This is a genomic window from Curtobacterium sp. 22159, assembly GCF_052045775.1.
Lineage (GTDB): Bacteria > Actinomycetota > Actinomycetes > Actinomycetales > Microbacteriaceae > Curtobacterium.
The window spans coordinates 151,235-177,596 of record NZ_JBQEPN010000005.1 but is presented as its reverse complement, the minus strand read 5'-3'; the positions used below and the strand labels follow the sequence as shown (position 1 = coordinate 177,596).

The 26,362-nt window shown below is 71.3% G+C and carries 27 protein-coding genes and 1 tRNA gene; 14 read left to right on the top strand and 14 right to left on the bottom strand.

The genetic code is table 11. The features are described 5' to 3' along the window. Positions 1–284: 284 nt before the first annotated feature. Positions 285–1,424, top strand: a complete 1,140-nt coding sequence (locus tag ACTJKO_RS08060) for an AI-2E family transporter (RefSeq protein ID WP_440687477.1) — start codon at positions 285–287, stop codon at positions 1,422–1,424. Between the two features lie 154 nt (positions 1,425–1,578). On the opposite strand, the gene argG is transcribed toward ACTJKO_RS08060, so the two are convergent. The 4 genes from argG to ACTJKO_RS08040 all read right to left on the bottom strand — a co-directional run bounded on the left by argG (position 1,579) and on the right by ACTJKO_RS08040 (position 6,013). Beyond that, complete coding sequence (gene argG, locus ACTJKO_RS08055) at positions 1,579–3,021, bottom strand: argininosuccinate synthase (protein WP_440687475.1); 1,443 nt, start codon at positions 3,019–3,021, stop codon at positions 1,579–1,581. A gap of 74 nt (positions 3,022–3,095) precedes the next feature. Continuing rightward, positions 3,096–3,470 (bottom strand): hypothetical protein, encoded by a 375-nt coding sequence (locus ACTJKO_RS08050; protein WP_440687473.1) that lies wholly within the window; start codon positions 3,468–3,470, stop codon positions 3,096–3,098. A 55-nt stretch (positions 3,471–3,525) separates the two neighbouring features. After that, on the bottom strand, positions 3,526–4,005 hold the full coding sequence (locus ACTJKO_RS08045) for a PaaI family thioesterase (protein WP_440687471.1): 480 nt from the start codon (positions 4,003–4,005) through the stop codon (positions 3,526–3,528). Between the two features lie 220 nt (positions 4,006–4,225). Continuing rightward, the gene (locus tag ACTJKO_RS08040; protein WP_440687469.1) at positions 4,226–6,013 is read right to left on the bottom strand and encodes a 2-isopropylmalate synthase; all 1,788 of its coding nucleotides are present in this window, start codon (positions 6,011–6,013) and stop codon (positions 4,226–4,228) included. A 176-nt stretch (positions 6,014–6,189) separates the two neighbouring features. On the opposite strand from ACTJKO_RS08040, the gene ACTJKO_RS08035 reads away from it, so the two are divergent. Further along, a complete protein-coding gene (locus tag ACTJKO_RS08035) occupies positions 6,190–6,858 on the top strand; it encodes a FadR/GntR family transcriptional regulator (protein WP_440687467.1) in 669 nt (222 codons plus the stop codon). A 33-nt stretch (positions 6,859–6,891) separates the two neighbouring features. On the opposite strand, the gene ACTJKO_RS08030 is transcribed toward ACTJKO_RS08035, so the two are convergent. After that, positions 6,892–7,734, bottom strand: coding sequence for an NAD-dependent epimerase/dehydratase family protein (locus tag ACTJKO_RS08030; RefSeq protein WP_440687465.1), 843 nt, complete (start codon positions 7,732–7,734; stop codon positions 6,892–6,894). A 77-nt stretch (positions 7,735–7,811) separates the two neighbouring features. On the opposite strand from ACTJKO_RS08030, the gene pdxR reads away from it, so the two are divergent. Beyond that, positions 7,812–9,176: a MocR-like pyridoxine biosynthesis transcription factor PdxR gene (pdxR, locus tag ACTJKO_RS08025; RefSeq protein WP_440687463.1), complete on the top strand. Its 1,365-nt coding sequence runs from the start codon at positions 7,812–7,814 to the stop codon at positions 9,174–9,176. Positions 9,177–9,217: 41 nt separating this feature from the next. Continuing rightward, complete coding sequence (locus ACTJKO_RS08020) at positions 9,218–10,015, top strand: cyclase family protein (protein WP_440687461.1); 798 nt, start codon at positions 9,218–9,220, stop codon at positions 10,013–10,015. Between the two features lie 36 nt (positions 10,016–10,051). On the opposite strand, the gene ACTJKO_RS08015 is transcribed toward ACTJKO_RS08020, so the two are convergent. Then, positions 10,052–10,690 (bottom strand): TetR/AcrR family transcriptional regulator, encoded by a 639-nt coding sequence (locus tag ACTJKO_RS08015; protein WP_440687459.1) that lies wholly within the window; start codon positions 10,688–10,690, stop codon positions 10,052–10,054. A gap of 64 nt (positions 10,691–10,754) precedes the next feature. Here ACTJKO_RS08015 and pdhA point away from each other — a divergent pair, with 64 nt between their 5' ends. From pdhA to ACTJKO_RS08000, 3 genes are read left to right on the top strand one after another with little or no spacing between them, the layout of a single operon-like run. After that, positions 10,755–11,858 carry a pyruvate dehydrogenase (acetyl-transferring) E1 component subunit alpha gene (gene pdhA / locus ACTJKO_RS08010; RefSeq protein WP_440687457.1) on the top strand — a complete coding sequence of 368 codons (1,104 nt, stop codon included), beginning with the start codon at positions 10,755–10,757 and terminating at the stop codon, positions 11,856–11,858. Beyond that, positions 11,855–12,847, top strand: a complete 993-nt coding sequence (locus tag ACTJKO_RS08005; protein ID WP_440687455.1) for an alpha-ketoacid dehydrogenase subunit beta — start codon at positions 11,855–11,857, stop codon at positions 12,845–12,847. Before pdhA ends, ACTJKO_RS08005 begins: the two co-directional genes overlap by 4 nt. Before the next feature lie 24 nt (positions 12,848–12,871). Continuing rightward, positions 12,872–14,107 carry a dihydrolipoamide acetyltransferase family protein gene (locus tag ACTJKO_RS08000; protein WP_440687453.1) on the top strand — a complete coding sequence of 412 codons (1,236 nt, stop codon included), beginning with the start codon at positions 12,872–12,874 and terminating at the stop codon, positions 14,105–14,107. A 13-nt stretch (positions 14,108–14,120) separates the two neighbouring features. On the opposite strand, the gene ACTJKO_RS07995 is transcribed toward ACTJKO_RS08000, so the two are convergent. Then, a tRNA-Arg gene (locus ACTJKO_RS07995) sits at positions 14,121–14,192 on the bottom strand. A gap of 13 nt (positions 14,193–14,205) precedes the next feature. Beyond that, complete coding sequence (locus ACTJKO_RS07990; RefSeq protein ID WP_440687451.1) at positions 14,206–15,309, bottom strand: epoxide hydrolase family protein; 1,104 nt, start codon at positions 15,307–15,309, stop codon at positions 14,206–14,208. Between the two features lie 123 nt (positions 15,310–15,432). Here ACTJKO_RS07990 and ACTJKO_RS07985 point away from each other — a divergent pair, with 123 nt between their 5' ends. Beyond that, complete coding sequence (locus ACTJKO_RS07985) at positions 15,433–15,903, top strand: DUF4396 domain-containing protein (protein ID WP_440687449.1); 471 nt, start codon at positions 15,433–15,435, stop codon at positions 15,901–15,903. 13 nt (positions 15,904–15,916) lie between these two features. On the opposite strand, the gene ACTJKO_RS07980 is transcribed toward ACTJKO_RS07985, so the two are convergent. From ACTJKO_RS07980 to ACTJKO_RS07970, 3 genes are read right to left on the bottom strand one after another with little or no spacing between them, the layout of a single operon-like run. Beyond that, the gene (locus tag ACTJKO_RS07980; RefSeq protein WP_440687447.1) at positions 15,917–16,204 is read right to left on the bottom strand and encodes an antibiotic biosynthesis monooxygenase family protein; all 288 of its coding nucleotides are present in this window, start codon (positions 16,202–16,204) and stop codon (positions 15,917–15,919) included. Positions 16,205–16,227: 23 nt separating this feature from the next. Continuing rightward, entirely contained in the window at positions 16,228–17,250 is a 1,023-nt protein-coding gene (locus ACTJKO_RS07975) for a cation diffusion facilitator family transporter (protein WP_440687445.1), read from the bottom strand. Continuing rightward, a complete protein-coding gene (locus ACTJKO_RS07970; protein ID WP_440687443.1) occupies positions 17,247–17,609 on the bottom strand; it encodes an ArsR/SmtB family transcription factor in 363 nt (120 codons plus the stop codon). The genes ACTJKO_RS07975 and ACTJKO_RS07970 overlap by 4 nt, the downstream gene beginning before the upstream one ends. Before the next feature lie 106 nt (positions 17,610–17,715). Here ACTJKO_RS07970 and ACTJKO_RS07965 point away from each other — a divergent pair, with 106 nt between their 5' ends. Genes ACTJKO_RS07965 through ACTJKO_RS07945 form a run of 5 tightly spaced genes read left to right on the top strand, consistent with a single transcriptional unit; the run spans position 17,716 to position 22,285 of the window. Then, entirely contained in the window at positions 17,716–19,278 is a 1,563-nt protein-coding gene (locus tag ACTJKO_RS07965; RefSeq protein ID WP_440687441.1) for a glycosyltransferase family 39 protein, read from the top strand. A gap of 41 nt (positions 19,279–19,319) precedes the next feature. Further along, positions 19,320–20,411, top strand: coding sequence for a sensor histidine kinase (locus ACTJKO_RS07960; RefSeq protein ID WP_440687439.1), 1,092 nt, complete (start codon positions 19,320–19,322; stop codon positions 20,409–20,411). Further along, positions 20,383–21,045 (top strand): response regulator transcription factor, encoded by a 663-nt coding sequence (locus ACTJKO_RS07955; protein WP_440687437.1) that lies wholly within the window; start codon positions 20,383–20,385, stop codon positions 21,043–21,045. Before ACTJKO_RS07960 ends, ACTJKO_RS07955 begins: the two co-directional genes overlap by 29 nt. Before the next feature lie 53 nt (positions 21,046–21,098). After that, entirely contained in the window at positions 21,099–21,689 is a 591-nt protein-coding gene (locus ACTJKO_RS07950; protein ID WP_440687435.1) for a DUF2127 domain-containing protein, read from the top strand. Further along, positions 21,689–22,285, top strand: coding sequence for a hypothetical protein (locus ACTJKO_RS07945; RefSeq protein WP_440687433.1), 597 nt, complete (start codon positions 21,689–21,691; stop codon positions 22,283–22,285). The genes ACTJKO_RS07950 and ACTJKO_RS07945 overlap by 1 nt, the downstream gene beginning before the upstream one ends. 68 nt (positions 22,286–22,353) lie before the next feature. Here the strand turns inward: ACTJKO_RS07945 and ACTJKO_RS07940 are convergent, their stop codons facing one another. From ACTJKO_RS07940 to ACTJKO_RS07930, 3 genes are all read right to left on the bottom strand, one after another. Next, positions 22,354–22,848, bottom strand: a complete 495-nt coding sequence (locus tag ACTJKO_RS07940) for an HNH endonuclease (RefSeq protein ID WP_440687431.1) — start codon at positions 22,846–22,848, stop codon at positions 22,354–22,356. Positions 22,849–23,193: 345 nt separating this feature from the next. Continuing rightward, a complete protein-coding gene (locus tag ACTJKO_RS07935; protein ID WP_440687429.1) occupies positions 23,194–24,126 on the bottom strand; it encodes a C40 family peptidase in 933 nt (310 codons plus the stop codon). A 274-nt stretch (positions 24,127–24,400) separates the two neighbouring features. Further along, positions 24,401–25,096, bottom strand: coding sequence for a metal-dependent transcriptional regulator (locus ACTJKO_RS07930; protein WP_440687427.1), 696 nt, complete (start codon positions 25,094–25,096; stop codon positions 24,401–24,403). A gap of 121 nt (positions 25,097–25,217) precedes the next feature. On the opposite strand from ACTJKO_RS07930, the gene serC reads away from it, so the two are divergent. Further along, positions 25,218–26,336: a phosphoserine transaminase gene (gene serC / locus ACTJKO_RS07925; protein ID WP_440687425.1), complete on the top strand. Its 1,119-nt coding sequence runs from the start codon at positions 25,218–25,220 to the stop codon at positions 26,334–26,336. The last annotated feature ends 26 nt before the right edge of the window (positions 26,337–26,362 follow it).

Sequence of the window (26,362 nt, the reverse complement as noted above, 5' to 3'; positions counted from 1 at the left end):
GCACCGCGCCTCCCGTCCTCTCGTCCTCCGGTGCGGACCCCCGAACTGGGGAGACTGATCTGTCTGTCCACACTTCTGCGGACCGCTAGAGTCGTCATCGTCAGCGAGTCACACCCGACCGGCGCTCCCCCGCCGGGACTCGCAGCGAGCATCGACGCTCCGGCCCTCGAGCGTCCCCTGCAGCTCGGGCCGGAGCGCGATGGCCTCCGGACGACGGCACGACCGGCCCCGGGCGCGACGAGCCCGGTACGGTGGGCGGGCACACCCGTCCCCCGAGGAGCCCCATGCCCCTGTTCGGCCGCCCGCACGACCCGCACCCCGACACCGGACCGAGCGTGGTCGCGGCGAAGTGGTCCGACTCCTTCGGCAGCCTCGCCACCCGGTGCCTGCAGCTCATCGTCGTGCTCGTGATCGGCGCCGCGGTCGTGTACGCCGCCGCCACGCTGAGCGTCGTCACGATCCCCGTCCTGCTGGCGCTCATCATCGCGTCGGCGATGCACCCCGTCGTGTCCTGGCTCCGCCGACACCGGGTGCCCTCCGTGCTCGCCACGCTGGCCGTGCTCGTCGGCGTCCTCGTCGTGCTCGGACTCGTGGGGTGGCTCATCGTCGTCGCGGTGGTCTCGCAGTGGCCCGACCTGCAGCAGTCCGCCGTGAGTGGGTTCGACCAGCTGCAGGACTTCGCCGCGACCCTGCCGATCTCGATCTCCGACGACCAGGTCGACGAGGCGGTGCAGGGCGTCCAGGGCTTCCTCACCAGCGCGCAGTTCGGCTCCGGCGCACTCGCGGGCGCCTCCGCCACCGCCAACTTCCTGACCGGCCTCGTGCTGATGATCGTCGTGCTGTTCTTCTTCCTCAAGGACGGCCCGCGCATCTGGGAGTTCCTGCTCCGGCCCTTCTCGGGTGAGCGGTACCAGCGGGCCCGCCGCGTGGGCGACCGGGTCGTGCAGACGCTCGGCGGCTACGTGCGCGGCACCGCGACCGTCGCAGCCGTCGACGCCGTGGGGATCGGGGTGGGCATCGCGATCGTCGGCGTCCCCCTCGCACTCCCCCTGGCCGTCGTCGTGTTCATCACCGCGTTCATCCCGATCGTCGGTGCGACCGCCGCCGGCATCCTCGCCGCACTCGTCGCCCTCGTCGCCCTCGGGCCCGTCCAGGCGCTCGTCGTCGTCGGCATCGTCGTGCTCGTCAACCAGCTCGAGGGCAACCTGCTCCAGCCGGTCCTGATGGGCAAGACGCTCAAGCTGCACGGCCTCGTCATCCTCATCGGACTGACCGCGGGCACCGTGCTCGCGGGGATCACCGGCGCGATCATCTCGGTCCCGCTCCTCGCCGCCGCGTGGGGTGCGATCCAGGTGTGGGACGGGCCCGACCAGCCGGCGCGTGCGTGGCGGCAGAAGCGCGTGGAGACCGCCGAGGCGCGCTGACCCGACCAGCGGTCGGACGGGAGGCGCGGTGCGGGCCCGCACCGTGCCTCCCGTCCGACACGCGCGAGCGTCGCGTCACCGACGCGGGCCGCGCAACGGGAAGGGGGGCCTCCGCACGCGGCGGAGGCCCCCTTCCGGACGGGTCGGGACCGGGTCAGTCGGTGCCGGAGTCGAACGCGGCGCCCTCGGACGCGAGGTCCGTCGCGCGCTCCCGTGCCGCCTCGGCGTCGGACGTGGCGACGGCGCCGCCCAGGATCTCCTCCGCCTCACCCGACTCGAGCCGGCCGACGAGGTCACCCGTCGCACCGCCGATGAGACCGGCCGCGGCGTACTGCTCGAGACGCGACCGCGAGTCCGCGATGTCGAGGTTCCGCATCGTCAGCTGACCGATGCGGTCGTCCGGGCCGAACGCCGCGTCACCCACACGCTCCATCGAGAGCTTGTCCGGGTGGTACGACAGCGACGGACCCGTCGTGTCGAGGATCGTGTAGTCGTCACCGCGACGGAGACGCAGCGTGACCTCACCCGTGACCGCGGACGCGACCCAGCGCTGCAGCGACTCGCGGAGCATGAGCGACTGCGGGTCGAGCCAGCGACCCTCGTACATGAGGCGACCGAGCCGGCGACCCTCGTTGTGGTACGACGCGACCGTGTCCTCGTTGTGGATCGCGTTGAGCAGGCGCTCGTAGGCGATGTGCAGCAGCGCCATGCCCGGCGCCTCGTAGATGCCGCGGCTCTTCGCCTCGATGATGCGGTTCTCGATCTGGTCGGACGCGCCGAGGCCGTGACGGCCACCGATCGCGTTCGCCTCGTAGACGAGCGCGACGGCGTCGGCGTACTCGACCCCGTTGATGGCCACCGGGCGCCCGGCCTCGAACCGGACGGAGACCTCTTCGGTGGCGACCTCGACGTCGTCACGCCAGGCGGCCACGCCCATGATGGGCTCGACGATGTCGAGACCGCTGGAGAGCTCCTCGAGGCTCTTCGCCTCGTGCGTCGCGCCCCAGATGTTCGCATCCGTGGAGTACGCCTTCTCGGTGGAGTCGCGGTACGGGAAGCCGCGGGCGACGAGCCACTCGCTCATCTCCTTGCGACCGCCGAGCTCCTCGACGAACTCCGAGTCGAGCCACGGCTTGTAGACCCGCAGGCGCGGGTTCGCCATGAGGCCGTAGCGGTAGAACCGCTCGATGTCGTTGCCCTTGTAGGTCGAGCCGTCGCCCCAGATGTCGACGCCGTCCTCACGCATCGCGCGGACGAGCATCGTGCCCGTCACCGCACGCCCGAGCGGCGTCGTGTTGAAGTACGTCTTGCCGCCCGAGCGGATGTGGAACGCGCCGGTCTGCAGCGCGACGAGCCCCTCTTCCACGAGGGCGCTCTTCGCGTCGACGAGCCGCGCGATCTCCGCGCCGTACTCGTGCGCGCGGCCCGGGACGGCGTCGATGTCCGGCTCGTCGTACTGACCGATGTCGGCCGTGTACGTGCACGGGATCGCGCCCTTCTCGCGCATCCACGCGACGGCACAGGAGGTGTCGAGACCTCCGGAGAACGCGATGCCGACTCGTTCGCCGACCGGGAGACTGCTCAGGACCTTGGACACGGGGTCAATCGTACGGGGCGTGCGGGGATGACTACCGTCCAGGCCGACGGTTCCCGGTCGACCGGACCGCCCGCTCAGAAGGTGATGACGGTGGCTCGTTCGCGTGTGAAGCGGATGAACTCGTCCCGTGCGACCGCGAGACCGAGACCTCGCCGGGTGAGGACGCCCTCCACACCCGCTGCGCGAGCGGCGTTGCTGCAGGCGCCGACGGGGATTCCCGACGCGATCAGCTCGTCGATCTGCGCGTTGAACAGGCGGTCGGCGTCGGTCTCGACGTGGGTCAGACGCCGTTGCGCCGGCCCGAAGACGAACACCTCCACGGCAGTGCCGGTCTCGGGCGTCACCTCGCCGATCCGCCCGGGCAGGCGGCTGCCGATCGTCAACGAGTGCTCGTCGTCGTGGAAGACGTGCACCACGGTCTTCGCGTGCAGCCCCTCGTGCTCCGTCATGGACGTCCTCCCTCGCTCGGCACTCGGGTGCCTGACCCCAGCCCCGTCCCTGGTTTCACCGGCCCGCCGCCTGCGCACCACGAAGGGTCATCACGGCGCTGGTCACGGAGGCGATCGAAGTGCCGTCATCGCGGCGGATCTCACACTGGTAGTGACTGATCGTGCGCCCTGGGTGCGTGCACCGTGCGGATGCGACGAGCACACCGGACCACGCCGGTCGCACGAATCGCGCGTCGAGGTCGAGGCTCGTGAAGGACTCTCCCGGCTGGATGATCGTCGAGTGGGCGGTGCCGATCGCGGCGTCCGCCAGCTCGCACAGCAGGCCTCCGTGGACGGTGCCCTGCTGGTTGCCGTGGAGCTCCACGTCGGCCTCGATCCGGATCGTGGCTCCGCGCTCGGCCACGGCCACGATCTCCAGTCCGAGCAGGCGGGCGATCGCCGTCGGGTACCGCATGGACGTCGTCTCCCCCGGCTCCAGCGAACCCGCGAGGCGACGCCGCAGGTGTTCGAGGACCGGGAACGAGGTCTGCGTCATCTGTGATGCCTTCCGTGTCGGGGACGCCCTCCGCTTGGGGGCTGCCCTGCGCGTGGGATGCCGTTCGCGTGGGATGCCGTCCTCGTGGGGGCTGCCTTCCGTACGGGACGGATCCGACGCTACGGCCGGTCGTCCGACGCACGGAAGGGCCAGGCGGTGCCGACGGGTGTGGACCAGGCCGCGGATCACCGCCCCGTCGCCGTGGCGATGCGCGGGGACGTCACGCGCCGCCCGTCGTGGCCCCGCCGGACGTGCTCGCAGCCCGGAGGACGGCGTTCACGCTCGCCGTGAGCACGGATCGGTCCCGTCCCGCGGACCAGTGGACCCCGGCGGCGTCGCGGTGCTCGACGAGGGTCAGCGCGTCGCTGTCGGCGCCGGAGGTGACGGACGTCTGGTGCAGCGAGAGGACGTCGACGTCGCGGCCGCACTCGGCGAGCAGCCGGATGACCGCTTCGACCGGGCCGACACCATCGTGACTGCCGTGGTGGTCGACGCCGTCCACGCGGAGGCTGACCGCCGTCCGGCTCGTCCCGTCGTGGTCCTCGGAGTCGAGTCGGATGAGTTCGACGTCCGCCGGTCCCGATGCCAGGTAGTGCCGCGTGAAGAGGTCGAGCAGCCCGCCCGCATCGACCTCCAGACCGGTCGCGTCGGCGTGCTCCTGCACGTGGTGTGCGAAGTCGATCTGCATGCGACGGGGGAGCTCGATGCCGTGCTCAGCCTCGAGCAGGTACGCGATCCCGCCCTTGCCCGACTGCGAGTTGACCCGGATGACGGCTTCGTAGGTCCGGCCGAGGTCGGCCGGATCGATGGGCAGGTACGGCACGCGCCAGTCGATCTGCGACGCGGGGCGGCCCTCCCGGTCCGCACGGGCGCGATGCTCCGCGAGTCCCTTCCTGATGGCGTCCTGGTGGGTTCCGCTGAACGCGGTGTGCACGAGGTCGCCGACGTAGGGGTGCCGGGGGTGGACCTCGGCGCGGTTGGCGTGCTCGACGACCCGGCGGATCTCGTCGATGTCCGAGAAGTCGATCATCGGGTCGACCCCCTGGGCGTGCAGGTTCAGGGCGAGCGTGGCGATGTCGACGTTGCCGGTGCGTTCGCCGTTGCCGAAGATGCACCCCTCGACCCGCTGGGCACCGGCCAGCACCGCGAGTTCGGCGCAGGCGATCCCCGTGCCCCGGTCGTTGTGCGGGTGCACGGAGAGGATCACCGAATCACGGCGGGCGAGGTGGGTGTGCATGTACTCGATCTGGTCGGCGTACACGTTCGGCGTGGCGATCTCGACGGTCGCGGGGAGGTTCAGGATCACCGGCCGCTCGGGCGTCGCCTGCCACAGATCGGTGATGGCGTCGCAGACCTCGATGACGTAGTCCGGCTCGGTCAGGTTGAAGACCTCGGGGCTGAACTCGAACCGCACGTTCGGCAGGTGGCCGGCCAGTTCGAGGAGGTCGCGGCCGGCGGAGAGGATCATCTCGCGCAGTTCGTCGCGGTCCTTGCCGAGCACGACCTCCCGCCACGTCGGCGCGGTCGCGGTGTAGAGGTGGATGACGACCGGGTTCCGGATACCGCTGATGGACTCGACCGTGCGCTCGATCAGGTCACGGCGAGCGGGCGTGAACACGACGATCGTCACGTCCTCCGGAGCGATGCCCGTCTCGGCGATCAGGCGGACGAAGTCGTGGTCGGTCCGGGAAGCGGACGGGTAGCCGACCTCGATCTCCTTGTAGCCCATCGCGACCATGAGCTCGAAGAAGCGGCGTTTGCGGGCCGGGTCCATCGGTTCGGCGAGGGCCTGGTTGCCGTCGCGCAGGTCGACGGGCACCCAGAGCGGCGCAGCGGTCAACCGCTTCGTGGGCCACTCCCGCCGCTCGATCGGAACGTCGACGCGGGAGTGGACGTCCTGGTACCGGTGTGAGGGCATCTGCGAGTGCCGTTGCCGGTTCCAGGCCGGGGCGAGTGCCGGGACCGGACCGGCCGGGGTGTCGATGCGGGAGAATGTGGTGCGGGTCATGCGCTGTCCTTCGGGGCGTTGCTGGAACGACCGGCGCAGGAAGCGGCTCCACGTCAGGGTGCCGGTCTGGCTAGGCCCTGCCGTGGCGGCGAAGCAGGAGGACTCGGCACGTCGTCACCGTTGCAGCGTAACACAACTCCTCAGACAAGTAGAGGACCCGGAAGGACTCGTGGGACATGGACCAGGTTCGTCGTGCGCCGTTGGCCGACCAAGCGGCGGAGCTGCTGCTGGAGCGGATCCGCGCCGGATCGTGGCCCCTCGGCGCGAAACTGCCCGGGGAGACCACCCTCGCTCCGCAGCTCGGGGTCGGTCGGTCCACCGTCCGTGAGGCGATCCGGCAGCTCGCCGGCCGCGGTGTGCTCACTTCTCGGCAGGGCGCCGGCGTCTTCGTCACCGCACTCGACGCCCCCGAACCCTGGGAGACGGTGGTGCACCGTGCCGACGTCACGACCGTGATCGAGGCGCGCATCGCGATCGAGACCGAGGCGGCGAACCTCGCAGCACAGCGCCGGACACCGTCCGAACTCCGGGCCATGCGCCGCGCCCTGGCCGAACGCGGACTCCGACGATCACGGATCGAGGAGCACGTCGACGCCGACACGGCCTTCCACCGCAGCATCGTCCTCGCCGCCCACAACCCGCTGCTCATCGAACTCTTCGACAGCCTGACCCCGCGCAGCCGACAGGCGATGATCGAGATGCTCCGGGCCCGCGGTCGGTTCGGTGAGGACACCGATCAGGACGACCACCTACGGCTGCTCGAAGCCGTCGCGGAGCGTGACGGCGACGCAGCGGCAGCGCTGAGCCGCGCCCACCTCGTGGCGATGCGGGAAGCGTCGAGCTGACCGGGTCGGGCGACGACCGTCACTACCGGACGCTCACTGGGCGCCGAAGCCCGTCCGCCAGCTGGGGTGACGGAGCGTCAGCCCTCGTGCTCGAGCCCGCCTGTTGCTGACCGGACGCCCGACGTCACCGACCCGTTCGACCTCCGGTGCCGGCGCTCCGACCGCTTCCGCGAACGCCGGCACCCACTCGGTGCCCGGGGCCGGCTCGTCGTCGACGACGTTCCACACCCCCGCCGGCCACCCCAGGGCGAGCAGCACGGCCCCGGCAGCGTCGTCGACGTGGAGGAACGAGGCGACCGTCTCGGTCGCGGGCAGACCACCCGCGCGCGCAGCACGCGCGAAGCGGCCGTCGGGGGCGTACCAGGTCCCGTCCCCGTAGAGCTGCCCGAACCGGAGCACGACACCGTCCGGCAGCTCCCGCACCGCGTCCTCCAACGCCTGGACACCGCGGATCGTCGTGAGCCGGGGCTCGGATGCCGCGAGGTCGAGGCTGGTGTCCTCGTCGGCCGGCTCCACTCCCGCGGGGTACACCCATGCGATGCTCGCTGCGACGATCCGGGACACCCCCGCCCCGAGTGCTGCGTCGACGAGGTTCCGGGTACCCTCGGTGCGCAAGCGCGCGTTGCTCGCGGAATCGCCGGTGGCCAGGTCGGTGAGCAGGTCGACGACCGCGTGCGGTCGGGCGTCGGCGAGGGCTCGTGTGAGCTGGTGGCGGTCCATCACGTCGACCGTCACCGGTAGCGCTCCCAGCGACTCGACCGTCCGGGCACCACCGCGCGAGCGGGTCATCCCGAACACGTCGTGTCCGTCCCCGACGACCAGCGGCAGGAACGCTCGGCCCAGAACACCGGATGCACCGGCGACGAAGATCCTCATGCTTTCACCACGGTACGACGGTACGACGATCCTGGCCCAACGAAGAGGTCCAAAGGCGGTCGAGTATCGTGGGCCAGATGGACGTCGCGTTCTCGTTGGACCCGGCCCTGCCGAAGCGACGGGGTGTGGAGCAGGCGATCCGCAGCGCGGCGGCCCAGGGGCTCCTCCCGGAGGGCAGCCGGATGCCCGCGGCGCGAGAGCTGGCTGCCGACCTCGGCGTCTCCCGCGGCACGGTCGTCGCGGCGATCGACGACCTGGTCGCCGACGGACTGCTCGTGACCCGCCCCCGGGCCGGAACCTTCGTGGCGCGCACGCCGACCACGGTCGGACGTGCCGCTCCCGAGGCCGCGCCGACCGCACCCCGACTCGACCTCCGGCCGGGACGCCCCGAGTCCGGGTCGTTCCCGGCGGCCAGGTGGGCTGCAGCCGTGCGGAGGGCCGCGTCGACCGCGTTGATGACGAACCCGGTCGACGACGACGGTGCCGGCAGTCTGGAGTTGCGGACCGAGCTCGCCGCCTACCTCGCACGGTCCCGCGGCGTGGAGACGACGCCCGCATCACTCGTGGTGTCTGCGGGGTACCGCTCCGCCTCCACGGTCCTCGCGGTCGCGATGCGGTCGCTCGGCATGGCCGAGGTGGCGATCGAGGACCCCGCGCTGCCCGGGATCGACCATCTCTGGAGGTCGGCGGGCCTGCGCGTGCTCGACCTCCCTGTCGACGCCCGAGGCGCACGGACCGACCGCATCGGGCGCGACACCGACGCCGTCGTGCTCACGCCCGCCCACCAGTTCCCACTCGGCGGCGCGCTCGACGCGGAACGCCGGCGTGACGTCGTGGCGTGGGCACGGCGCACCCGGCGCTTCATCGTCGAGGACGACTACGACGGCGAGTTCCGCTTCGACCGTCGCCCCGTCGCGGCCCTGCAGCGATCCGCCCCCGACCAGGTGGTCTACGCGGGCAGTGTCAGCAAGACGCTCGACACACGGCTGCGATTGGGGTGGATGGCACTCCCCCACGACCTGGTCGCACCCGTCCGTGCGTCGCTCCTCACGCTGACCGGCGGCGTCCCGCTCCTCGATCAACTCGCCCTGGCCGACCTCATCCGCAGTGGTGACTACGAGCGGCACGTCCGCCGGCAGCGCCGCGAGTACGCCCGCCGCCACGACGTCCTGCTGAGGGCGCTGAGCCGCGTCGGGGTCCCCGTCCCCGGGATCCCCGCCGGTCTGCAAGCGGTGGTTCCGATCGCAACGGCACTGCGACCACCGGCCGACGCTGACGGGCAGATCCGTTCGGGCGACTTCGTCACACACTCCTTGGACCGGTACACGCGGCAGCACGCCCAGGCTCCGGCTGCTGTCGTCGGCTTCGCGACACCACCCCGTGGAACGTTCGGGACCGCCATCGACGCGCTCACACGATGGCTGCAGCAGGACCCGAGGTGAGCGCGTCCGCTCCGCACGCGTCGTGGTGGGAGGATCGCCCCGTGCAGGAACACCGTGCCGTCTTCGACGTCCAGATCTCCTTCGTGAACGGTGGAGGGCTCTCCGCCGAGGGATTCCGTCTGGACGTCCCGAGGCCCGACGTCTCCGAGGCCGAGACGGCGCGGCTGCTCGTGCGACACCTCGGACTCGCGCTCGTCGGCGACGTGCGGTTCGAGCGGTTCGAGATCGTGGCGGAACCGCACAAGGGCAGCCGCGGCATGGGCTCAGAACGGCCCCAGGCAACGATGGACGACCATCGCCTCGTCGACCTCAGTCGCCCGATCGACGAGTGGGTGGCCGGTCCTCTCGGGACGACGTTCGTGGCCGGAGAGGACGGCCGTGGCGTGGCGTCGGTGGGAATCGACGGCGTCGTCGACCTCCCTGCCGAGGTCTTCCGCCTGACGGACGTGGTCGAACCGGGCATCCCGGCATCCGTCTTCCACGACCGCGACGTACGCGGCAAGGCCGTCCTGCTGCAGACAGCACAGGACCACCACGACGGGAGCCCCGTCCCCGAGCGCACCCCGCCGTTCCTCCGGAGGGACGCTGCCGAACACCTCGCCAGCGCAGGGGTCACACTCGTCGGGATCGACTCGGCCGGCGTCGACGGCGCGTCAGCCGAGGCGGGGAACGGACGTCCCGCGCGCTCGCTGCTCCTCGCGGCAGGCATCCACGTGGTGGAGGACCTCACCGGTCTGGAGGCACTCCCCACCTCCGGCGCGGCCCTCACCGCGGTCCCGCTCAAGACCGGGAGGCTCGGAGCGGCCCCGGTCCGCGCGTTCGCGAAGATACCGGGCTGAAGAACACGGGACTCCGCGGTCCCGGACACCCGACCGTCAACGGTCGGTGCGGGGCCTCCCACCGTTGCGACCCCGGGCATCGGCCAGACGTCGGATCGCGTCCTCCGCGTGCGCAGCGGCCATCGGCAGCGTGGGCGCGGGGAGGAGCCCGAGCAGGCGTTGCCGGTGTCGTTCACCGAGCAGGAGTGCGAACAGCGCCTCCGCCTGACCGACGTCAGCCGAGCGGGAGTACGCAGCCAGCGCCTCGATGTACCGGCGCGGGCCGTCCTCGTAGAAGCGACGCGCGAGGTCAGGGAACCGAGGCGACTCGGCGATCATCAGCCGGTGCAGACCGACGGCCTCGTCGGAGTGGAGTGTGAAGACGATGTGCGTCGCGAGGTCGGCGAGCTGCTCGTCGGCCTCGGGCGGGGTCAGTGCACGGTTGCGGAGGCGTTCGACGGCCGCCAGGAACAGGTCGGTCCGGTCGCCGAAGTACGAGTAGATGGTGCGCTTCGTCACCCGCGCTGCGGGCGCGACGGCATCGAGGGTGACGCCCTCGAAGCCGCCCGCGAGGAAGAGTCGCACTGCCGCGTCGAGGATGTCATCGCGACGCTGAGCACGCTCCGCCTCGGTCGGGCGACCGCGCTTGCGGGGAGCTGGTGTCGGCATCTCGCCGCCCGGCATCGACAGGGACATGGGACCATCCTATAATGAGACGCGTTCCGTATCATTACTTCTCACCAGGACGCGAGGAGGCCCCATGCCCCGTACCACCGAGCCCACAGCGGCCCGGACCGCATCATCGAAGCGGTCGCAGGCCGGCGCCGCACGGACGGCCGAACGCCACGAGGAGCACCTGCGCCTCTACCGGCAGATGGTGTTGGTGCGTCGCTTCGAGGAGCGCGCGGCTCGCGCGTACACGGAGGCGAAGGTCGGCGGTTACTGCCACCTGAACCTGGGGGAAGAGGCCACGGTCGCCGGCCTGATGGCTGCGGTGCAGGACGACGACTACGTCTTCACCAACTACCGCGAGCACGGCTACGCCCTGGCTCGGGGCATCGCGCCCGGACGGATCATGGCGGAGCTGTACGGACGGTCGGACGGGGTGTCCCGCGGCCGGGGCGGGTCGATGCACATGTTCGACGTCGCTTCCCGGTTCATGGGCGGGTACGGGATCGTCGGCGGCCAGGTGCCGTTGGCGACCGGCGCAGCGCTCGCGATCCGCTACCGCCGGGGCACCGAGGCGGTGGTCTGCCTGATGGGCGACGGGACGACGAACATCGGCGCGTTCCACGAGTCGCTGAACCTGGCCGCGCTGTGGAGCCTGCCGATCGTGTACGTCGTCGTCAACAACGGACTCGGCATGGGGACGACCGTGGAGCAGGCGTCCGCCGAACCGGAGCTCTACAAGCGGGCCTCGTCGTACCGGATGGCATCCGCTCGGGTCGACGGCAACGACCCCGTGGCCGTGGAGCGCGCTGCCGAGATCGCCCTGGAGAGCGCTCGCGCTGGTGGCCCGTACCTGCTCGAGACCGTCTCCGGCCGCCTCAAGGGGCACTCCGTCGTCGATCCGGCGCGGTACCGCAGTCGCGAGGAGGCCGAAGCGCTCAGGGCGTCCGACCCCGTCGCGGCATACGCCGTCCGCCTGCACGAGGAGGGCGCGCTGACCGAGGAGGCCATGGCGGCGATCGAGACCGACGCCGCGGAGGTCGTCGCCGCTGCAGCGGACTTCGCCGACACGAGTCCGCACCCCGAGGTCTCGACCCTGTTCGACTTCACGTACGCGACGCCCGTACCGAACGACTCCCGACGCCTCCCTGGCGACGCCCTGTTCCCGGCCCCGATCGAGCGGGTGTCCGCATGAGCCTCATCACCTACCGCCAAGCACTCCACGATGCGCTCCGGAGCGAGATGCTGCGGGACCCGGACGTGTTCCTCATCGGCGAGGAGATCGGCCGGTTCGAGGGTTCCTACAAGATCACGGCGGGGATGCTCGACGAGTTCGGTCCCGAGCGCGTCCGCGACACACCGATCGCCGAGGAGGGCTTCACGGGCGCAGCGATCGGCGCTGCGATGTTGGGCCTCAGGCCGGTCGTGGAGATCATGACGATCAACTTCTCGCTGCTCGCCCTGGACCAGATCGTCAACCACGCGGCGAAGATCTACGGCATGTTCGGCGGCCAGACACGGGTCCCGATCGTGATCCGCACGCCCGGCGGTGGCGGGCAGCAGCTCGGCGCCACGCACTCGCAGAACATCGAGCTCTACTACGCCTTCGTCCCCGGGATGAAGGTGGTCGCGCCGTCGAACCCGGCGGATGCCAAAGCCCTCATGCTGGCGGCGATCCGCGACGACGATCCCGTCCTGGTGCTGGAGAACCTCGCCCTGTACAACACCACGGGAGAGGTGCCCGACGAGTCCGCCCCGGCGGAGATCGGTCGAGCCGTGGTCAGCCGCACGGGTCGCGACATCACGGTCGTCGCGTACTCGCGGATGGCGCTCGTCGCGCTCCAGGTCGCAGAACGCCTCGCCGACGAAGGCATCGACGTCGAGGTCATCGATCTGCGGAGCCTCCGACCACTGGACCGACAGACGGTGATCACGTCCGTGCAGAAGACCAACTGCGCTGTCGTCCTCGAGGACGACTGGCTCACCTACGGCATCGGAGCCGAGATCGCCGCCACCATCAGCGATGGTGCATTCGACTGGCTGGACGCGCCCGTGCGCCGGGTCGCGATGGCGGAGGTGCCCCTGCCCTACGCGAAGTCCCTCGAGACGGCGGCGCTGCCGTCGCCGGACGACGCGATCACCGCGATCCGCGAGACGCTCAACGCCGTCGCCCGACGCCGCTGAACCCGATCCGACCAGGAAGAGAACATGATCGACATCCTCATGCCTCGGCTGTCCGACACGATGACGGAAGGCGCGATCGCCGCCTGGCGGAAGCAGCCGGGCGAGGCCGTCAGGCCGGGTGACGTCCTCGTCGAGATCGAGACGGACAAGGCACTCATGGAACAGGAGGCCTACGACGCCGGCGTCCTGGCCGAGATCCTCGTCGCGGAGGGCGAGAACGTCGCGATCGGGACGCCGATCGCCCGCCTCGATGACGGCACCCCGGCGTCCGACAGCCCGACGGAGCCCCCGGCCTCGGAGCCCGGGCCTCCGGAGCAGCGCGTGCCGGGCGACCCTGCGGCATCGATCTCGCGATCCGACCGCCGCGCAGCGTCACCACTGGTCCGTCGCATCGCGAAGGAACGTGGCATCGACCTCGCCACCGTCACCGGGAGCGGCCCCGGCGGTCGTGTCGTCCGTGCAGACCTCGATGCCGTCGACGCCCGCGAGACGTCCGCACGGCCCGAGACACCGGCAGCGCAGCCGTCGCAGGCCAGCGCCGGCCCCAGCGGCTCGGACGACCGGGAGTCGCGTCGTGTCCCCTTCGACGCGATCCGCCGGTCGATCGCGTCCCGGCTGACCGCCGCCGTCGGCGCCGTCCCGACGTTCACCGCGACCGCCTCCGCGGACATCGAGGAACTCCTCGCTCTGCGAGCGACGATGAACGAGCGGAGGGGCGAGGACGGCAGGAAGCTCAGCCTGAACGACTTCCTCGTCCGCGCGAGTGCGCTGGCGCTGCGCCTGCACCCCGGGATCAACGCCTCGTACGCAGCGGACGGCAGTGGTGCGACGCTCCTGCACGACCGGGTCCACGTCGGGATCGCGGTCGCCTCGCCGGCGGGTCTCGTGGTCCCCGTCGTCCGGGACGCGGACCGCATGTCGGTGGCGACCGTCGCAGCCGCCTCGCGCGAGCTCGTCTCGCGGGCGTCGGCCCGCACGTTGACGAATCGCGACATGGACGGCGGGACCTTCACCGTGAGCAACCTCGGCATGTACGGCGTCGAGCACTTCACCGCGATCATCAACCCGCCGCAAGGGGCGATCCTCGCCGTGGGGAGCACACGCCAGGAACTGGCGCTCATCGAGGGCACGGTCACGTCACGCGCGCGGCTCACGTACACGCTGACCGCCGACCATCGGATCATCGACGGTGCTCTCGCCGCGTCGTTCCTCCGCACGTTCACCGAGCTGCTCGAGAACCCGTGGCGCGTGATCGCCTAGGGCGACGGGCGGGTGCCCCTGGAGGGACTCGAACCCCCAACCGTTTCCTTAGGACGGAACTGCTCTTCCATTGAGCTACAGAGGCTGGCCCCACCACTCTAGCGGCGGAACGGCTCCAGGAAGGCCCGGAGCTCGTCGACGAACAGCTCCGGCTGCTCGAACGGCGCGAAGTGCCCACCGCGGTCGAGTTCGTGGAGGTACACGAGGTTGGTCGTCCGCTCGAGCCACTCCCGTGGCGCCCGCACGATGTCGCCTGGGAAGAGCGAGAACCCGGACGGCACCTCGACCCGGCGCGCGAGCTGCTCGGCCGGGATCGCCGCGTTCGCGTGGTACATCCGCATCGAGGACCCGATCGTGGCGGTGGCCCAGTACTCGGTGAGCAGCGCGAGGACCTCGTCCCGCGTGTACACCGACCAGAGATCGCCGTCGCAGTCGCTCCACGACCGGAGCTTCTCGACGATCCAGGCCGCGAGCCCTGCGGGTGAGTCGGTGAGCCCGACCGCAGCGGTCTGCGGCTTCGTGCGGTGCATCATCGCGTAGGCGCCCTCGGCCGTGCGCCACCGTTCGGTTGCGGCGACGAACTCGCGCTCGGCGTCCGACAGGGTGGAGACGTCGAGCCCCGGCCACGCGAGGCCCCCGTCGATCCGGTGCACCGCGACGACGCGGTCGGGGTGGTCGAGCGCGAGGTACCGCGCCACGCTCGTGCCGATGTCACCTCCGGACACCGCGAACCGCTCGTACCCGAGGTCGGTCATCAGCACGGCCCACATCTCGGCGACCTGTCGCGCGTCGAGCAGCCTGGGCGGTGCCTCGGAGAACCCGTAGCCGGGCATGTCCGGCACGACCACGTCGTACCCGGCCTCGACGAGCATCGGGAGCACCTTGCGGTAGCGCCAGCCGGAGTCCGGCCAGCCGTGCGCGAGCAGGACGGGGAGCGCGTCCGGTCCGGCAGCGCGGGCGTGCAGCACGTGGATCCCGATGCCGTCCACACGCACGCGGCGGCTCGGCAGCGCAGCGAGCTGTGCGCGGTGCGCATCGAAGTCGAAGTCGTCGGCCCAGTACTCGACGAGGGCGCGCAACTCGTCGACGTCGACGCCGAGCGACCACCCCGTACCGGCCGGAGCGTCCGGCCACCGGGTGGCGCGCAGTCGCGCGCGCAGGTCGTGGATGGTCGCGTCGTCGATCGTGGGCGTCTCCGTCATGGCGGCACGCTACCGACGACGACCGACAGACGGACTGGAGGCGCGGTGCCGGCCCGCACCGCGCCTCCAGTCCGTCGCGACCCGCGCGGGAATGTACCCCCAGGGGGTATGGTTCGAGGTGGTATGGACACACATCGACAGAACCACCACGGCTCCTCGACCGTCACCTGGTCGATGGCAGCACAGGCCACCCTGCACTGCCTGACCGGCTGCGCGATCGGTGAGGTGCTCGGCATGGTCATCGGCACCGCGACCGGCCTGCACAACGGCGGGACCATCGTGTTGTCGATCGTCCTCGCGTTCGTCTTCGGCTACGCCCTCACCATGCGCGGTGTGATGCGGTCCGGACTGACGTTCGGGGCGGCCTTCAAGGTCGCGCTCGCGGCGGACACCGTCTCCATCGCGGTGATGGAGGTCATCGACAACACGGTCATCGTCGCGATCCCCGGCGCCATGGACGCCCAGCTCGGCGACTGGTTGTTCTGGGGGTCACTCCTGCTCTCCCTGGCGATCGCGTTCGTGGTGACGACCCCGGTGAACCGCTGGATGATCGGCCGTGGGCTCGGGCACGCCGTCGTGCACGGGCACCACTGACCGATCACCGCGGTCAGAGCTCGACGGTCTCGAACTCCAGGAGCTGGGCGCCGGTGGCGACCGGGTTGCTCCCTCCGTGGTGCGCGCCCGCCTGCCCCGTGCGCCAGGCCTGGTAGGACGCTTCGTCCGCCCAGGTCGACACGACGAAGTACCGGGTCTCGCCGGCGGTGGGGCGCAGGAGCTGGAAGCCCTCGAAGCCGGGCTGCTGCTCGACGTCGTGGTTCCGACCGACGAAGCGGGCTTCGAGGTCGGCACCCTTCCCCTCGGGGACGGAGATGGCGTTGATCTTGACGACGGACATGGTGGTTCCTCTCTCTGGTGTGGTCAGTGGTGCGGTGCCGGGGTGACGGTGAACTCATCGACGTTCCCCATCGCCTCGTGCACGTGTTCCGTGGCGTGCTCGGCGATGTGCGCGGCCGCGTGCAGGTCGGCCGTCCCGACCTCGACCGTCGCGGACCCGGTCAGCCGATGGCCGACCCACCGCAGGCGGAGGTCGCGCACGGCGTGCACCCCGTCCGTGTGCTCGAGCGCGTGTTCCGCCCGCTCGGCCAGCGCCGGGTCGATCGCGTCCATGAGTCGCGCGCCGATCGACTTCACGGTGCCCCACAGCAGCAGCACGATCGAGATGCTGATGAGCAGACCGATGATCGGGTCGGCCAGCGGGAAGCCGAGCATGACGCCGACCGCCCCGAGCACGACCGACAGGGACGTGAACCCGTCCAGTCGGGCGTGCACGCCGTCCGCGACGAGGGCGGCCGAGCCGATCCGTCGTCCGACACGGATCCGGTAGACCGCGACGATCTCGTTGCCGGCGAAGCCGACCAGCCCGGCGGCGACGAGCAACCACGGGTGTTCGACGGGCCGGGGGTCGATGAACCGGTCGATGGCCTGCCAGCCCGCGACGACGGCGGACAGCGCGACGACCAGGACGATGAACATGCCGGCGAGGTCCTCGGCGCGGCCGTACCCGTACGTGTACCGGCGGGTCGCGACCCGGCGACCGAGGACGAACGCGATCCACAGCGGCACCGCGGTCAGCGCGTCCGCGAAGTTGTGGATCGTGTCGGCCAGGAGTGCGATCGAACCGGTGGACGCGACCAGGACCGCTTGCACGACCGTCGTGCCGAGGAGGACGAAGAGGCTCGTCTTCAGGGCACGGACACCCGCGCTGCTGGCCTCCATCGCGTCGTCGATCGAGTCGGCGGCGTCGTGTGTGTGCGGGACGAACAGGTCGTACAGGAACCCCTTCACCCCGCCGTGCGGGTGCTCGTGACCGTGCGCGTGGTCGTGACCGTGCGCGTGGTCGAGACCGTGCGCGTGGTCGTGCACGTGCTGGTGGTCCGTCACGCGCTCGCCTGTTCGCCGCGGTGGTGCGCCGCCGCCCCGACCACGTGCTCGGCCTGCTTCACGGCGTCGATCACGAGCTCGGACGCGTGCTCGTCGGTGAGGCGGTAGAAGACCGTCGTGCCGTCACGCCGGGTCGACACCATGCGGGCCAGCCGGAGCTTGGCGAGGTGCTGCGAGACCGCCGCCGGACTCTTGTCGACGACGTCGGCGAGGTGGTTGACCGACATCTCCTCCGCGCTCCGCAGCGCGAGGATGATCTTCACCCGCGTCGGGTCGGCGAGCATGGCGAACACCTCGACCGCGAGCTCCACGTACTCCGACTCGGGGCTCAGCCCGCATACCTGCTTGTCTACGTGCACACGCAGATAGTAACAGCGCCGTCCGGTCTGCGCCATCGCTCGCCGTCCGGGTTCCTGGGTCCTTCCTTGGTCGTCCGACGTCAGCCTGGTCGTCGGAGGTGCCCCCATGACCGTCGACTCGACCAGCACCGTGACCGCCCCGCGGACGGAGGCGGACCGTGGTGGCCGGATGCCGACACCGCGGACGGCCTGGCGCGCCCCCGTCCTGGTCGGACTGTTCGCCGCGGTGGTGTCGGTCACGCTCAGCTGGGTCCCGTCGGTCTGGTACGACGAGGCGGCGACCGTCGTCTCCGCGACGCGGTCCTGGGCAGCGCTCGGCCGCGAGGTCCAGCACGTCGACCTCGTGCACGCCACCTTCTACTCGTTCATGCACGTCTGGTTCGACGTCGTCGGGTACTCGCCCTTCACGCTCCGACTGCCGTCGGCGATCGCCGTCGGGGTCGCGGTCGGCCTGACCGTCGTCCTCGGTCGCATCCTCGTCGGCCCGCGCGTCGGTGTACTCGCCGGCGTGTTCACGGCGCTCCTGCCCCGCGTGACGTGGATGGGAGCGGAGGGGCGGTCGTTCGCGTTCGCCATGCTCCTCGCGGTCGCCGCGACCCTGCTCCTGGTCGTCGCCGCGCGGCGCACCGGGACCTCCGCGCGTGCCTGGCCGTGGTGGGCCGCGTACGTCGCGGTGTCCGCCCTCGGCGGTGCGGTGTTCCTGTACCTCGTCCTCGTCATCCTCGGACACGGCGTGACGGTCGCGCTGCCCCTCGTCCGCCGCCGGACCCGGACGCGTGCAGCGGTCCGGGTCGCCGTGTGCTGGGTCGGAGCCGCGGTCCTCGCGCTGGCCCCGCTGCTGCCGTTCGCCCGCGCTGCCTCGGCGCAGTCGGCGCAGATCGACTGGATCCGGCACATCAGCGCGCACACCGTCGAGGAGGTCCTCGTCACCCAGTTCTCCTACGAGAACACCGGGTTCGCCGTGTTCATGTGCACCCTCGCGATCGCCGGGGCACTGCTCGCGCTCCGGACGCCCCGGGGACGGGCCCTGCTCGCGGTGGCCCTGCCGTGGGTGGCGGTCCCGACGATCGGGCTGATCCTGGCGTCCCTCGTCACCGATCCGCTGTACTCACCGCGCTACGCGTCCTTCGCGGCGCCGACCGCAGCACTCTGCATGGCGGTGGCCGTCGACGCCGTCCCGAGGCGCTTCGCCCGCCCGGCGTCGATCGTCGCGGTCGCACTCGCCGTCGCCCTGACCGCAGGGTCGTGGGTCGCCCAACGCACCGTGACCGCGAAGGACGACTCGGCGTGGAACGCGGTCGCGGCCCTCATCCGCCACGAACGGGCGCGTGAACCCGCCGGCACGACGGACGCCGTGGTGTTCGGACCGGTCCAGCGGCACCCGAAGGCGACGTCCCGGATCATCGCGGAGACCTACCCCGGCGCCTTCGTCGGGACGCGCGACCCGCTGCTGGGCACCCCGGCCGGTTCCGGTGACACGCTGTGGGAGACGCAGCGCCCGCTGTCCGAGGCCGGTCGCGCGGTGTCCGGGGCGGACGTCGTGTGGCTGCTCACGGCCGTCTCCCCCGATGAGCGCGGGACGGTGTCGCGTTCACTCGCCGCCGCGGGGTACCACCCGGAGCACACCTGGACCATCGCGCGGACCCGCGTGGTCCGGTACACCCGGTGACGCGGAGGGTCCAAGCTGGGGAGCGGGAAGGAGGTCGGACGATGGGACTGTGGTGGTCGTCGATCCCGAGGGCCCTCGACCTCCCCGAGCGTTGGTCGTCGCTCCGCCGCCGCGACACGGACGCCGACCGCGCCGCGTACCGCCGGTCGGCGCTGCGGACGGGCGTGCAGGTCGCGGTCGTCTCGGCAGCGCTCGTGCTCTCCATCGTCGCGCTCGTCGTCGCCTACGTGCTGTGGCAGCTCACACCGAGCCAGCTCCACGAGCAGCACGGTCCGGAGGACGTCCACGTCTACCTCGACACCGTCGACCTCGCGATCGCGGTGCTGGTCCTCGGCGGTGCGGCGGTCCTGCTCGCCGGCATCGCGAGCTGGGTCATCGCGCGCCGGGCGGTCCGACCGATCGCCGAGGCACTCCGGATGCAGCGCACCTTCGTCGCCGACGCCAGCCACGAGCTCCGGACGCCGCTGACGGTGCTCAGCGCCAGGGTCCAGCAGCTCCGCGCGATGATCGACGCGGACGACCCGCGGCGGCAGGTGGCCGACGACCTCCGGGACGACACCCGCGTCCTCATCGACATCGTCAACGACCTGCTCGAGGCCGCTCGGGGCGGCGCGGAGGCGACGCCGACGGCCCTCGCCCCCGAGCTCGAAGCCGCCGAGCACGACATGGCCGTCATCGCGGAACAGCACGACGTGCGCCTGCTGACCGGGACGACGGACGCGGTCGTCACGGTGCCGCCGATCCCGCTCCGCCGCACGATCGTCGCGCTCGTCGACAACGCGATCGCGCACTCCCCCGCCGGCGGCACCGTCCGTGTCACGGCGGACGTGCACCGCGGGTTCGTGTCGCTCCGGGTCCGTGACGAGGGCACCGGCATCGCGGGCATCGCGCCGCGGCGTGTCTTCGACCGGTTCGCGCACGGCCAGTCCGCCGGACACGTGACCGACGGTCGCACCCGCCCCGGGTACGGCATCGGCCTGGCGCTCGTCCGCGACGTCGCCGTGCGGCACGGCGGGGACGTGCGGGTCGAGCACACCGGGCCGCACGGCACCACCTTCCTGCTCCGGCTGCCCCTGGCGGTCGGACACGACGAGAGGACACGACGTGGACCGTCCCCGACTGCTGCTCGTTGAGGACGATCCGCGCCTCGGCCCGATCATCCGCACGGTGCTCGACGCGAACTGGGACGTCGAGCTCGTCGCGGACGGCGCAGCGGGTCTCCAGGCGGCCCTCGACCGGCACCACGACGTCCTCGTCGTCGACCGCCGTCTCCCCGGCATGGACGGCGTCGACCTCGTCGCCGAGCTCCGCCGGCGTCGCCAGGCGGTGCCGGTGCTCATGCTCACGGCGCTCGGCGAGCTGCACGACCGCGTCTCCGGTCTGGACGCGGGGGCGAACGACTACCTCGTCAAGCCGTTCGAGTTCGAGGAGCTCGAAGCCCGCCTCCGGGCACTGACCCGCGACTTCGCCGGGCTCGGCACGACCGTCGAGATCGGCGGCTGGAGCTACCACCCGGACGACAGCAGCGTCGAGTCGCCGTACACCGGGCGGATCATGCTGACCGAGAAGGAGAACGCGCTCCTGCGGCTCCTCGCGTCGGCGCCGGACCGCACCTTCAGCCGGCAGCACCTGCTCGCGGCGGTGTTCGAGCACGGGGAGCAACTCGGCACGGTCGACACCTACGTGCACTACGTCCGACGGAAGACCGACCGCGACCTCATCACCACGGTGCGGGGCGTGGGGTACCGCCTCGGGACGCCGGCCTGAACGGGGCCCGACCGCTTGGACGTTCCTGGGAGCGACCGTCCGACACTGGAGGGATGAACGGACGCACGTGGTCACGAGCACGAGTCCTCGACCTGGTGTTCCTCGTGGGCATCGGGCTCAAGGGACTGGACGGTGCCGTCGAACTCCTCATCGGCCTGCCGCTCCTGGTGCTCCGCCCGGCGCAGATCGTCGACGCCGTCCGGATCGCGACCGCGGGTGAGCTGCGCGAGGACCCGCATGACCTCCTGGCACACCTGCTCCTCCACGGCGCCACGTCGCTGAGCACGGGGACCGCGGTCCTCGGCGCCGTGTACCTCATCGTGCACGGAGCCGTGAAGCTCGGCATCCTCGCCGCACTGTTCCGCGGCACCACGCGGGTCTACCCGTGGGCGATCGCCGCCCTGGTCGGCTTCCTCGTCTGGCAGTGCGTGCAGCTCGCCACCGCCCCCACGCTCGGCATCGCGGCACTCACCGTGTTCGACGTGGTCGTCATCGCGCTGACCTGGCGCGAGTGGCGCAATCACCGGGGCATCCGCGACGCGTGGCGCTCGCTGGTCGGGCGCCGGCAGCGGCCGACCACACACGACGGACGGGCTCGGCTGCGGGCGCCGCGGCCCGAGCCGCACCTGACCCGAGGGTCCTGATGCTCGAGCGGCCGACGCTCGCGCCGCCCCGCGAACGCTCGGCGCGGACCGTCGCGATCGCGTTCCAGGTCGCGTTCGCGCTCGGCGCCGCGGTGCTGCTCGGCCTCGGGTCGTGGCCGCGTGCGACGATCGCGGCGGCGCTCGTACCCGTCATGTGGGCCCCCGCCCTGTTGGAGCACCTCCTCGGCCGTCCCCTGCCGACGCACCTCTCGGCGCAGCTGGGGGCGTTCCTCGCCGCGGGCCCCTGCGCGGGCTCGGCGTTCGGGCTGTACTCGGCGTTCCCCGGGTGGGACAAGGTGGTGCACGCCGACTCCGGTGTGCTCGTCGCCGTCGCCGGCGTGGTGCTCATCCGCTCGCGGGAGGCGTCGGTGCGTCCGGCCGCCGCACTGCTCGTGCAGGCCTCCGCGATGGCCGTCGCCGCCGCGTGGGAGATCGCGGAGTACACGAGCGACCAGCTCTTCGGCACCCAGGCGCAGCACGGCAACGGCGACACGATGACCGACATCATCGCCGGCACGGCGGGTGCAGCGGCGGTCCTGGTCGCCACGTGGGCGCTCGGACGACGACGCGGGCGCGCGCCCGACCCGACGCACTGACGGACTGGAGGCGCGGTGCCGGCCAGCACCGCGCCTCCAGTCCGTCAACTGGTCGCGTCCACCGACCGCTACGCGGCCACGAGGTACTCGTCCCACTCCGACTGGGGTCGCTCGATCCCGCGGACCACCCAGGACGCCCCGTGCGGCGCCTTCGGGCGGAAGCGGAGTCGCCAGCCCATCTCCTGCGGGGTCCGGTCGCCCTTCGTGTTGTTGCACGCCAGGCAGCAGGCGACGAGGTTCTCCCACGAGTCCTCGCCCCCGCGCGAACGCGGCTGGACGTGGTCGATGGTGGTGGCGTGCCGGTCGCAGTAGGCGCACCGGTTCGCGTCCCGCCGGAGGACACCCCGGCGGGAGACCGGGATGAGCCTCGAGTGCGGGATCCGCACGTACCGGGTGAGGATGATGACGGACGGTCGGTCGTAGGTGGAGGTCGAGCCGGTGACCGGGTGGTCCACGTCAGCGGCGACGATGGCGGCCTTCTGGTTCATGACCAGGACGAGGGCCCGACGGAACGAGATGACCGCGAGGGGCTCGTAACCGGCGTTGAGGACGAGAGTGCGCATGGGTTCCCTTCCGACGTGCCTGGACGGCTTCCAGGCGCTGCGGGTGCGTCGGACCGGGGCGCCGCGCAGGTGACCGTCGCCTGCGCGACGGCCCCTGAACCACGAAGAGCACCACCCGGATGGGCAGTGCTCTCGTCATGCAGGGGCGTGCTCGTGCACGCAGGCGGTGGTCGACCATATGTCGACGTGCGCGCGCCGACCCATGGTTCGGGTCGTGCGGAACGCTGACATGAGGTCTCCCTGCTCGGGCCGTTCGGACCGGTGCAGCGTCAGGGTACGTCAGAAACCGGCCCGACACGAGGGTGTGCGGGCCGGTTCCGGCGATGTTCACGGGATCGACGTGCGTCAGATGCCGAAGCGGACGATGTGGTAGTCGCTCGTCCAGATCGGGCGGATCGACACGGAGCCGCCGGGCTTCGGGGCGTCCATGATCATCCCGTTGCCCATGTAGAAGCCGTCGTGCGCCTCGTTGTTGAAGATGACGACGTCGCCGGGCTGCGCCTCGGACTCGGGGATGGTGGTCCCCGCCTGGTCCTGCAGCGGGACGGAGTGCGCCAGCTTGATGCCGTACTGGGCGTAGACGAACATGACGTAGCCCGAGCAGTCGAAGCCGGACGGGTCCGCCCCACCGAAGACGTACGGCGTGCCGATGTACTGCTTGGCGGTCGCGACGACGGCCGGGAGCGAGAACGGGGTGTTCGCCGCGGTCGACGACGCGACGTAGTCGGATGCGGTCGGCCCGGTGTACGAGGCGTACTGCGAAGCCGTCTTCGCGCGCGCGGCCTGCGTGGCGGCGGCCTGCTTCGCGGCGGCGTCCGCGGCTTCCTTCGCCTTCGCGGCTTCCAGGGTGGCGGTGGAGGTCGCGCCGTAGCCGTCGCGGCTCGTGCCGGCGAGGGCGACCGCGTCGGACACGGAGAAGTTCTGCGCCTCGGTGGTACGGATCTGCCGCTGGGCGGCGGCCGCGTCCTGACCGGACGACTGCTGCGTCGCGGCGAAGGCGGGGGCGACCGCGACGGTGCCGAACATGCCGGCAGCGACGGTCAGGACCACCGGCGCGAGGAACCGGCGCTTGCGGGCGGAGGAGCTGGCCTTCGTGGAGGCGGCGGCCTGGGCGGCGAGGGCGGCTCGACGGCCGCCGGGGAGCGGGGCGTCGCGCACGGGCGTCACCGGCCGGGTCGCGCGGGCGGCACGCCGGGTCATCGGGGCAACGGTGGCGTTCTCGGTGTTCGTCGGGTTCGCGGGCGTCTGGGCGTCCGCGGCGGAACCGGTCTGCGTCAAGGGTGGTGTCTCCGGCGTCTCGTCATCACGTCCGCGTGGGTGGTCCCGCGGCGTGCAACCCCATCCGTTCGTCATCGTTTCCGATCGAGACAGGAGACGGGTTCGAGACGTCCTGTCACGGGTCCTGGGCCTCGTGGGTGGCCTGCGGACTCGACGAGTGTACGTGGCGGCCGTTACCTTGTCGAGATGAAAACGCCGCTTTGTAACGGAACGGTAAAGAACCCCTGATCAGCCCGGGAGAATCTCCTCCGCCCCAGTTTCGGGGGCAGCGAGATCAGGACCGCTCGATGTAGACGTGCTGGGCGACCTCGGTCGGCAGCTCGATGCCGGCGTCCTCGCCCTCGACCCGCACGGCGACGTAGGCCCCGGCGCGCTGGACGCTGGCGGTCCGCCCCGGCATGACCCCGGCGGAGCGCAGCTGGTGGAGGAGCTCGGGCTCGAACTGTACGGGTTCGCCGAGCCGGCGGATCACCCCGGTCGCGACGGCGTCGGTGCCCTCGGTCGCGGCGACGATGTTCTGCACGCCGTCCAGGAAGCCGGCAGCGGTGGGCCCGCCGATCTCGGCCAGGCCGGGGATCGGGTTGCCGTACGGCGACTCGGTCGGGTTGCCGAGCATCTCGAGCAGCCGGACCTCGACCTGCTCGCTCATGACGTGTTCCCAGCGGCAGGCCTCGTCGTGGACGAACGCCCAGTCGAGACCGATCACGTCGGAGAGCAGCCGCTCGGCGAGCCGGTGCTTCCGCATGACGTGGGTCGCCCGGGAGCGTCCCTCGCCCGTGAGCTCGAGGTGACGGTCGCCGGACACGACGACGAGCCCGTCGCGCTCCATGCGCGCGATCGTCTGGGAGACCGTGGGGCCCGAGTGTCCGAGACGCTCCGAGATGCGGGCGCGCAGGGGCACGATCGCCTCCTCCTCGAGGTCGAGGATGGTGCGCAGGTACATCTCCGTGGTGTCGACGAGATCGGTCACGGTCCGCCTCTCATGTCTGGGCCCAGCGCGCCCACCCTACTTGTTCGAGGTGACATGGATCGACCGACACTTGCACGGCGCAAGACTCGGGGGTGGGATACCGCGTCGGTAGGATCGGTGCATGGCAGACATCGTCATCCCCGCCGAACTCCTCCCCACCGACGGCCGATTCGGTTGCGGTCCGTCCAAGATCCGCGGCGCGCAGCTGGAGTCCCTCGTGACCCGCGGGGCGACGATCCTCGGGACGTCACACCGTCAGAAGCCGGTCAAGGACCTGGTCGGCAGCGTCCGCGCCGGGCTCGCCGACCTGTTCGACCTCCCCGAGGGCTACGAGGTCGTCCTCGGCAACGGCGGGTCCACCGCGTTCTGGGACGCCGCAGCGTTCGGCCTCGTCGAGCGCCGCGCCGAGAACCTGTCCTTCGGCGAGTTCGGCTCCAAGTTCGCCAAGGCCGTCGCCGCGCCCTGGCTCGAGGCTCCGCACGTGATCGAGGCGCCCGGCGGCTCGCTCTCCGCGCTCGAACCGGTCGAGGGTGTCGACGTCTACGCCTACCCGCACAACGAGACCTCGACGGGCGTCATGGCCCCGGTCGTCCGCGCTGCGGGTGACCCGGGCGCGTTGACCGTGGTCGACGCGACCAGCGCGGCCGGCGGCGCCGCGTTCGACGTCAGCGCCACCGACGTCTACTACTTCGCCCCGCAGAAGAACTTCGCCTCGGACGGCGGCCTGTGGCTCGCACTCTTCTCCCCCGCGGCGATCGAGCGGGTGGAGCGCATCGCGGCGTCCGACCGGTACATCCCCGAGTTCCTGTCGCTCAAGAACGCGGTCGACAACTCGCGACTGAACCAGACGCTGAACACCCCGGCGCTCGCGACCCTGCTGCTGCTCGACGACCAGGTCCGGTGGATCAACGAGTCCGGCGGGCTCGCCTGGGCCGACACCCGCACGAAGACCTCGTCGTCCACGCTGTACGACTGGGCTGGTTCGGTCGACTACGCGACGCCGTTCGTCACCGTGCCGGAGCACCGGTCGCAGGTCGTCGCCACGATCGACCTCGACGACTCGATCGACGCCAAGGCGGTCGCCGCGACCCTGCGCCAGAACGGGATCGTCGACACCGAGCCGTACCGGAAGCTCGGCCGGAACCAGCTGCGCATCGCGACGTTCACGGCGATCGACCCGGACGACGTGGCGAAGCTCGTGCGGGCCATCGACTTCACGGTGGACGCCCTGCGCGGCTGAGTCGACCCGCTGACGGACGGGAGGCG

Bases quoted from the DNA above. Each gene is read 5' to 3' on its own strand.
- ACTJKO_RS08060 (WP_440687477.1), top strand. From the start codon at position 285: ATGCCCCTGTTCGGCCGCCCGCACGACCCGCACCCCGACACCGGACCG.
- ACTJKO_RS08050 (WP_440687473.1), bottom strand. From the start codon at position 3,470: ATGACGGAGCACGAGGGGCTGCACGCGAAGACCGTGGTGCACGTCTTC.
- ACTJKO_RS08045 (WP_440687471.1), bottom strand. From the start codon at position 4,005: ATGACGCAGACCTCGTTCCCGGTCCTCGAACACCTGCGGCGTCGCCTC.
- ACTJKO_RS08040 (WP_440687469.1), bottom strand. From the start codon at position 6,013: ATGACCCGCACCACATTCTCCCGCATCGACACCCCGGCCGGTCCGGTC.
- ACTJKO_RS08035 (WP_440687467.1), top strand. From the start codon at position 6,190: ATGGACCAGGTTCGTCGTGCGCCGTTGGCCGACCAAGCGGCGGAGCTG.
- ACTJKO_RS08030 (WP_440687465.1), bottom strand. From the start codon at position 7,734: ATGAGGATCTTCGTCGCCGGTGCATCCGGTGTTCTGGGCCGAGCGTTC.
- pdxR (WP_440687463.1), top strand. From the start codon at position 7,812: ATGGACGTCGCGTTCTCGTTGGACCCGGCCCTGCCGAAGCGACGGGGT.
- ACTJKO_RS08015 (WP_440687459.1), bottom strand. From the start codon at position 10,690: ATGTCCCTGTCGATGCCGGGCGGCGAGATGCCGACACCAGCTCCCCGC.
- pdhA (WP_440687457.1), top strand. From the start codon at position 10,755: ATGCCCCGTACCACCGAGCCCACAGCGGCCCGGACCGCATCATCGAAG.
- ACTJKO_RS08005 (WP_440687455.1), top strand. From the start codon at position 11,855: ATGAGCCTCATCACCTACCGCCAAGCACTCCACGATGCGCTCCGGAGC.
- ACTJKO_RS08000 (WP_440687453.1), top strand. From the start codon at position 12,872: ATGATCGACATCCTCATGCCTCGGCTGTCCGACACGATGACGGAAGGC.
- ACTJKO_RS07990 (WP_440687451.1), bottom strand. From the start codon at position 15,309: ATGACGGAGACGCCCACGATCGACGACGCGACCATCCACGACCTGCGC.
- ACTJKO_RS07985 (WP_440687449.1), top strand. From the start codon at position 15,433: ATGGACACACATCGACAGAACCACCACGGCTCCTCGACCGTCACCTGG.
- ACTJKO_RS07980 (WP_440687447.1), bottom strand. From the start codon at position 16,204: ATGTCCGTCGTCAAGATCAACGCCATCTCCGTCCCCGAGGGGAAGGGT.
- ACTJKO_RS07965 (WP_440687441.1), top strand. From the start codon at position 17,716: ATGACCGTCGACTCGACCAGCACCGTGACCGCCCCGCGGACGGAGGCG.
- ACTJKO_RS07960 (WP_440687439.1), top strand. From the start codon at position 19,320: ATGGGACTGTGGTGGTCGTCGATCCCGAGGGCCCTCGACCTCCCCGAG.
- ACTJKO_RS07950 (WP_440687435.1), top strand. From the start codon at position 21,099: ATGAACGGACGCACGTGGTCACGAGCACGAGTCCTCGACCTGGTGTTC.
- ACTJKO_RS07945 (WP_440687433.1), top strand. From the start codon at position 21,689: ATGCTCGAGCGGCCGACGCTCGCGCCGCCCCGCGAACGCTCGGCGCGG.
- ACTJKO_RS07940 (WP_440687431.1), bottom strand. From the start codon at position 22,848: ATGCGCACTCTCGTCCTCAACGCCGGTTACGAGCCCCTCGCGGTCATC.
- serC (WP_440687425.1), top strand. From the start codon at position 25,218: ATGGCAGACATCGTCATCCCCGCCGAACTCCTCCCCACCGACGGCCGA.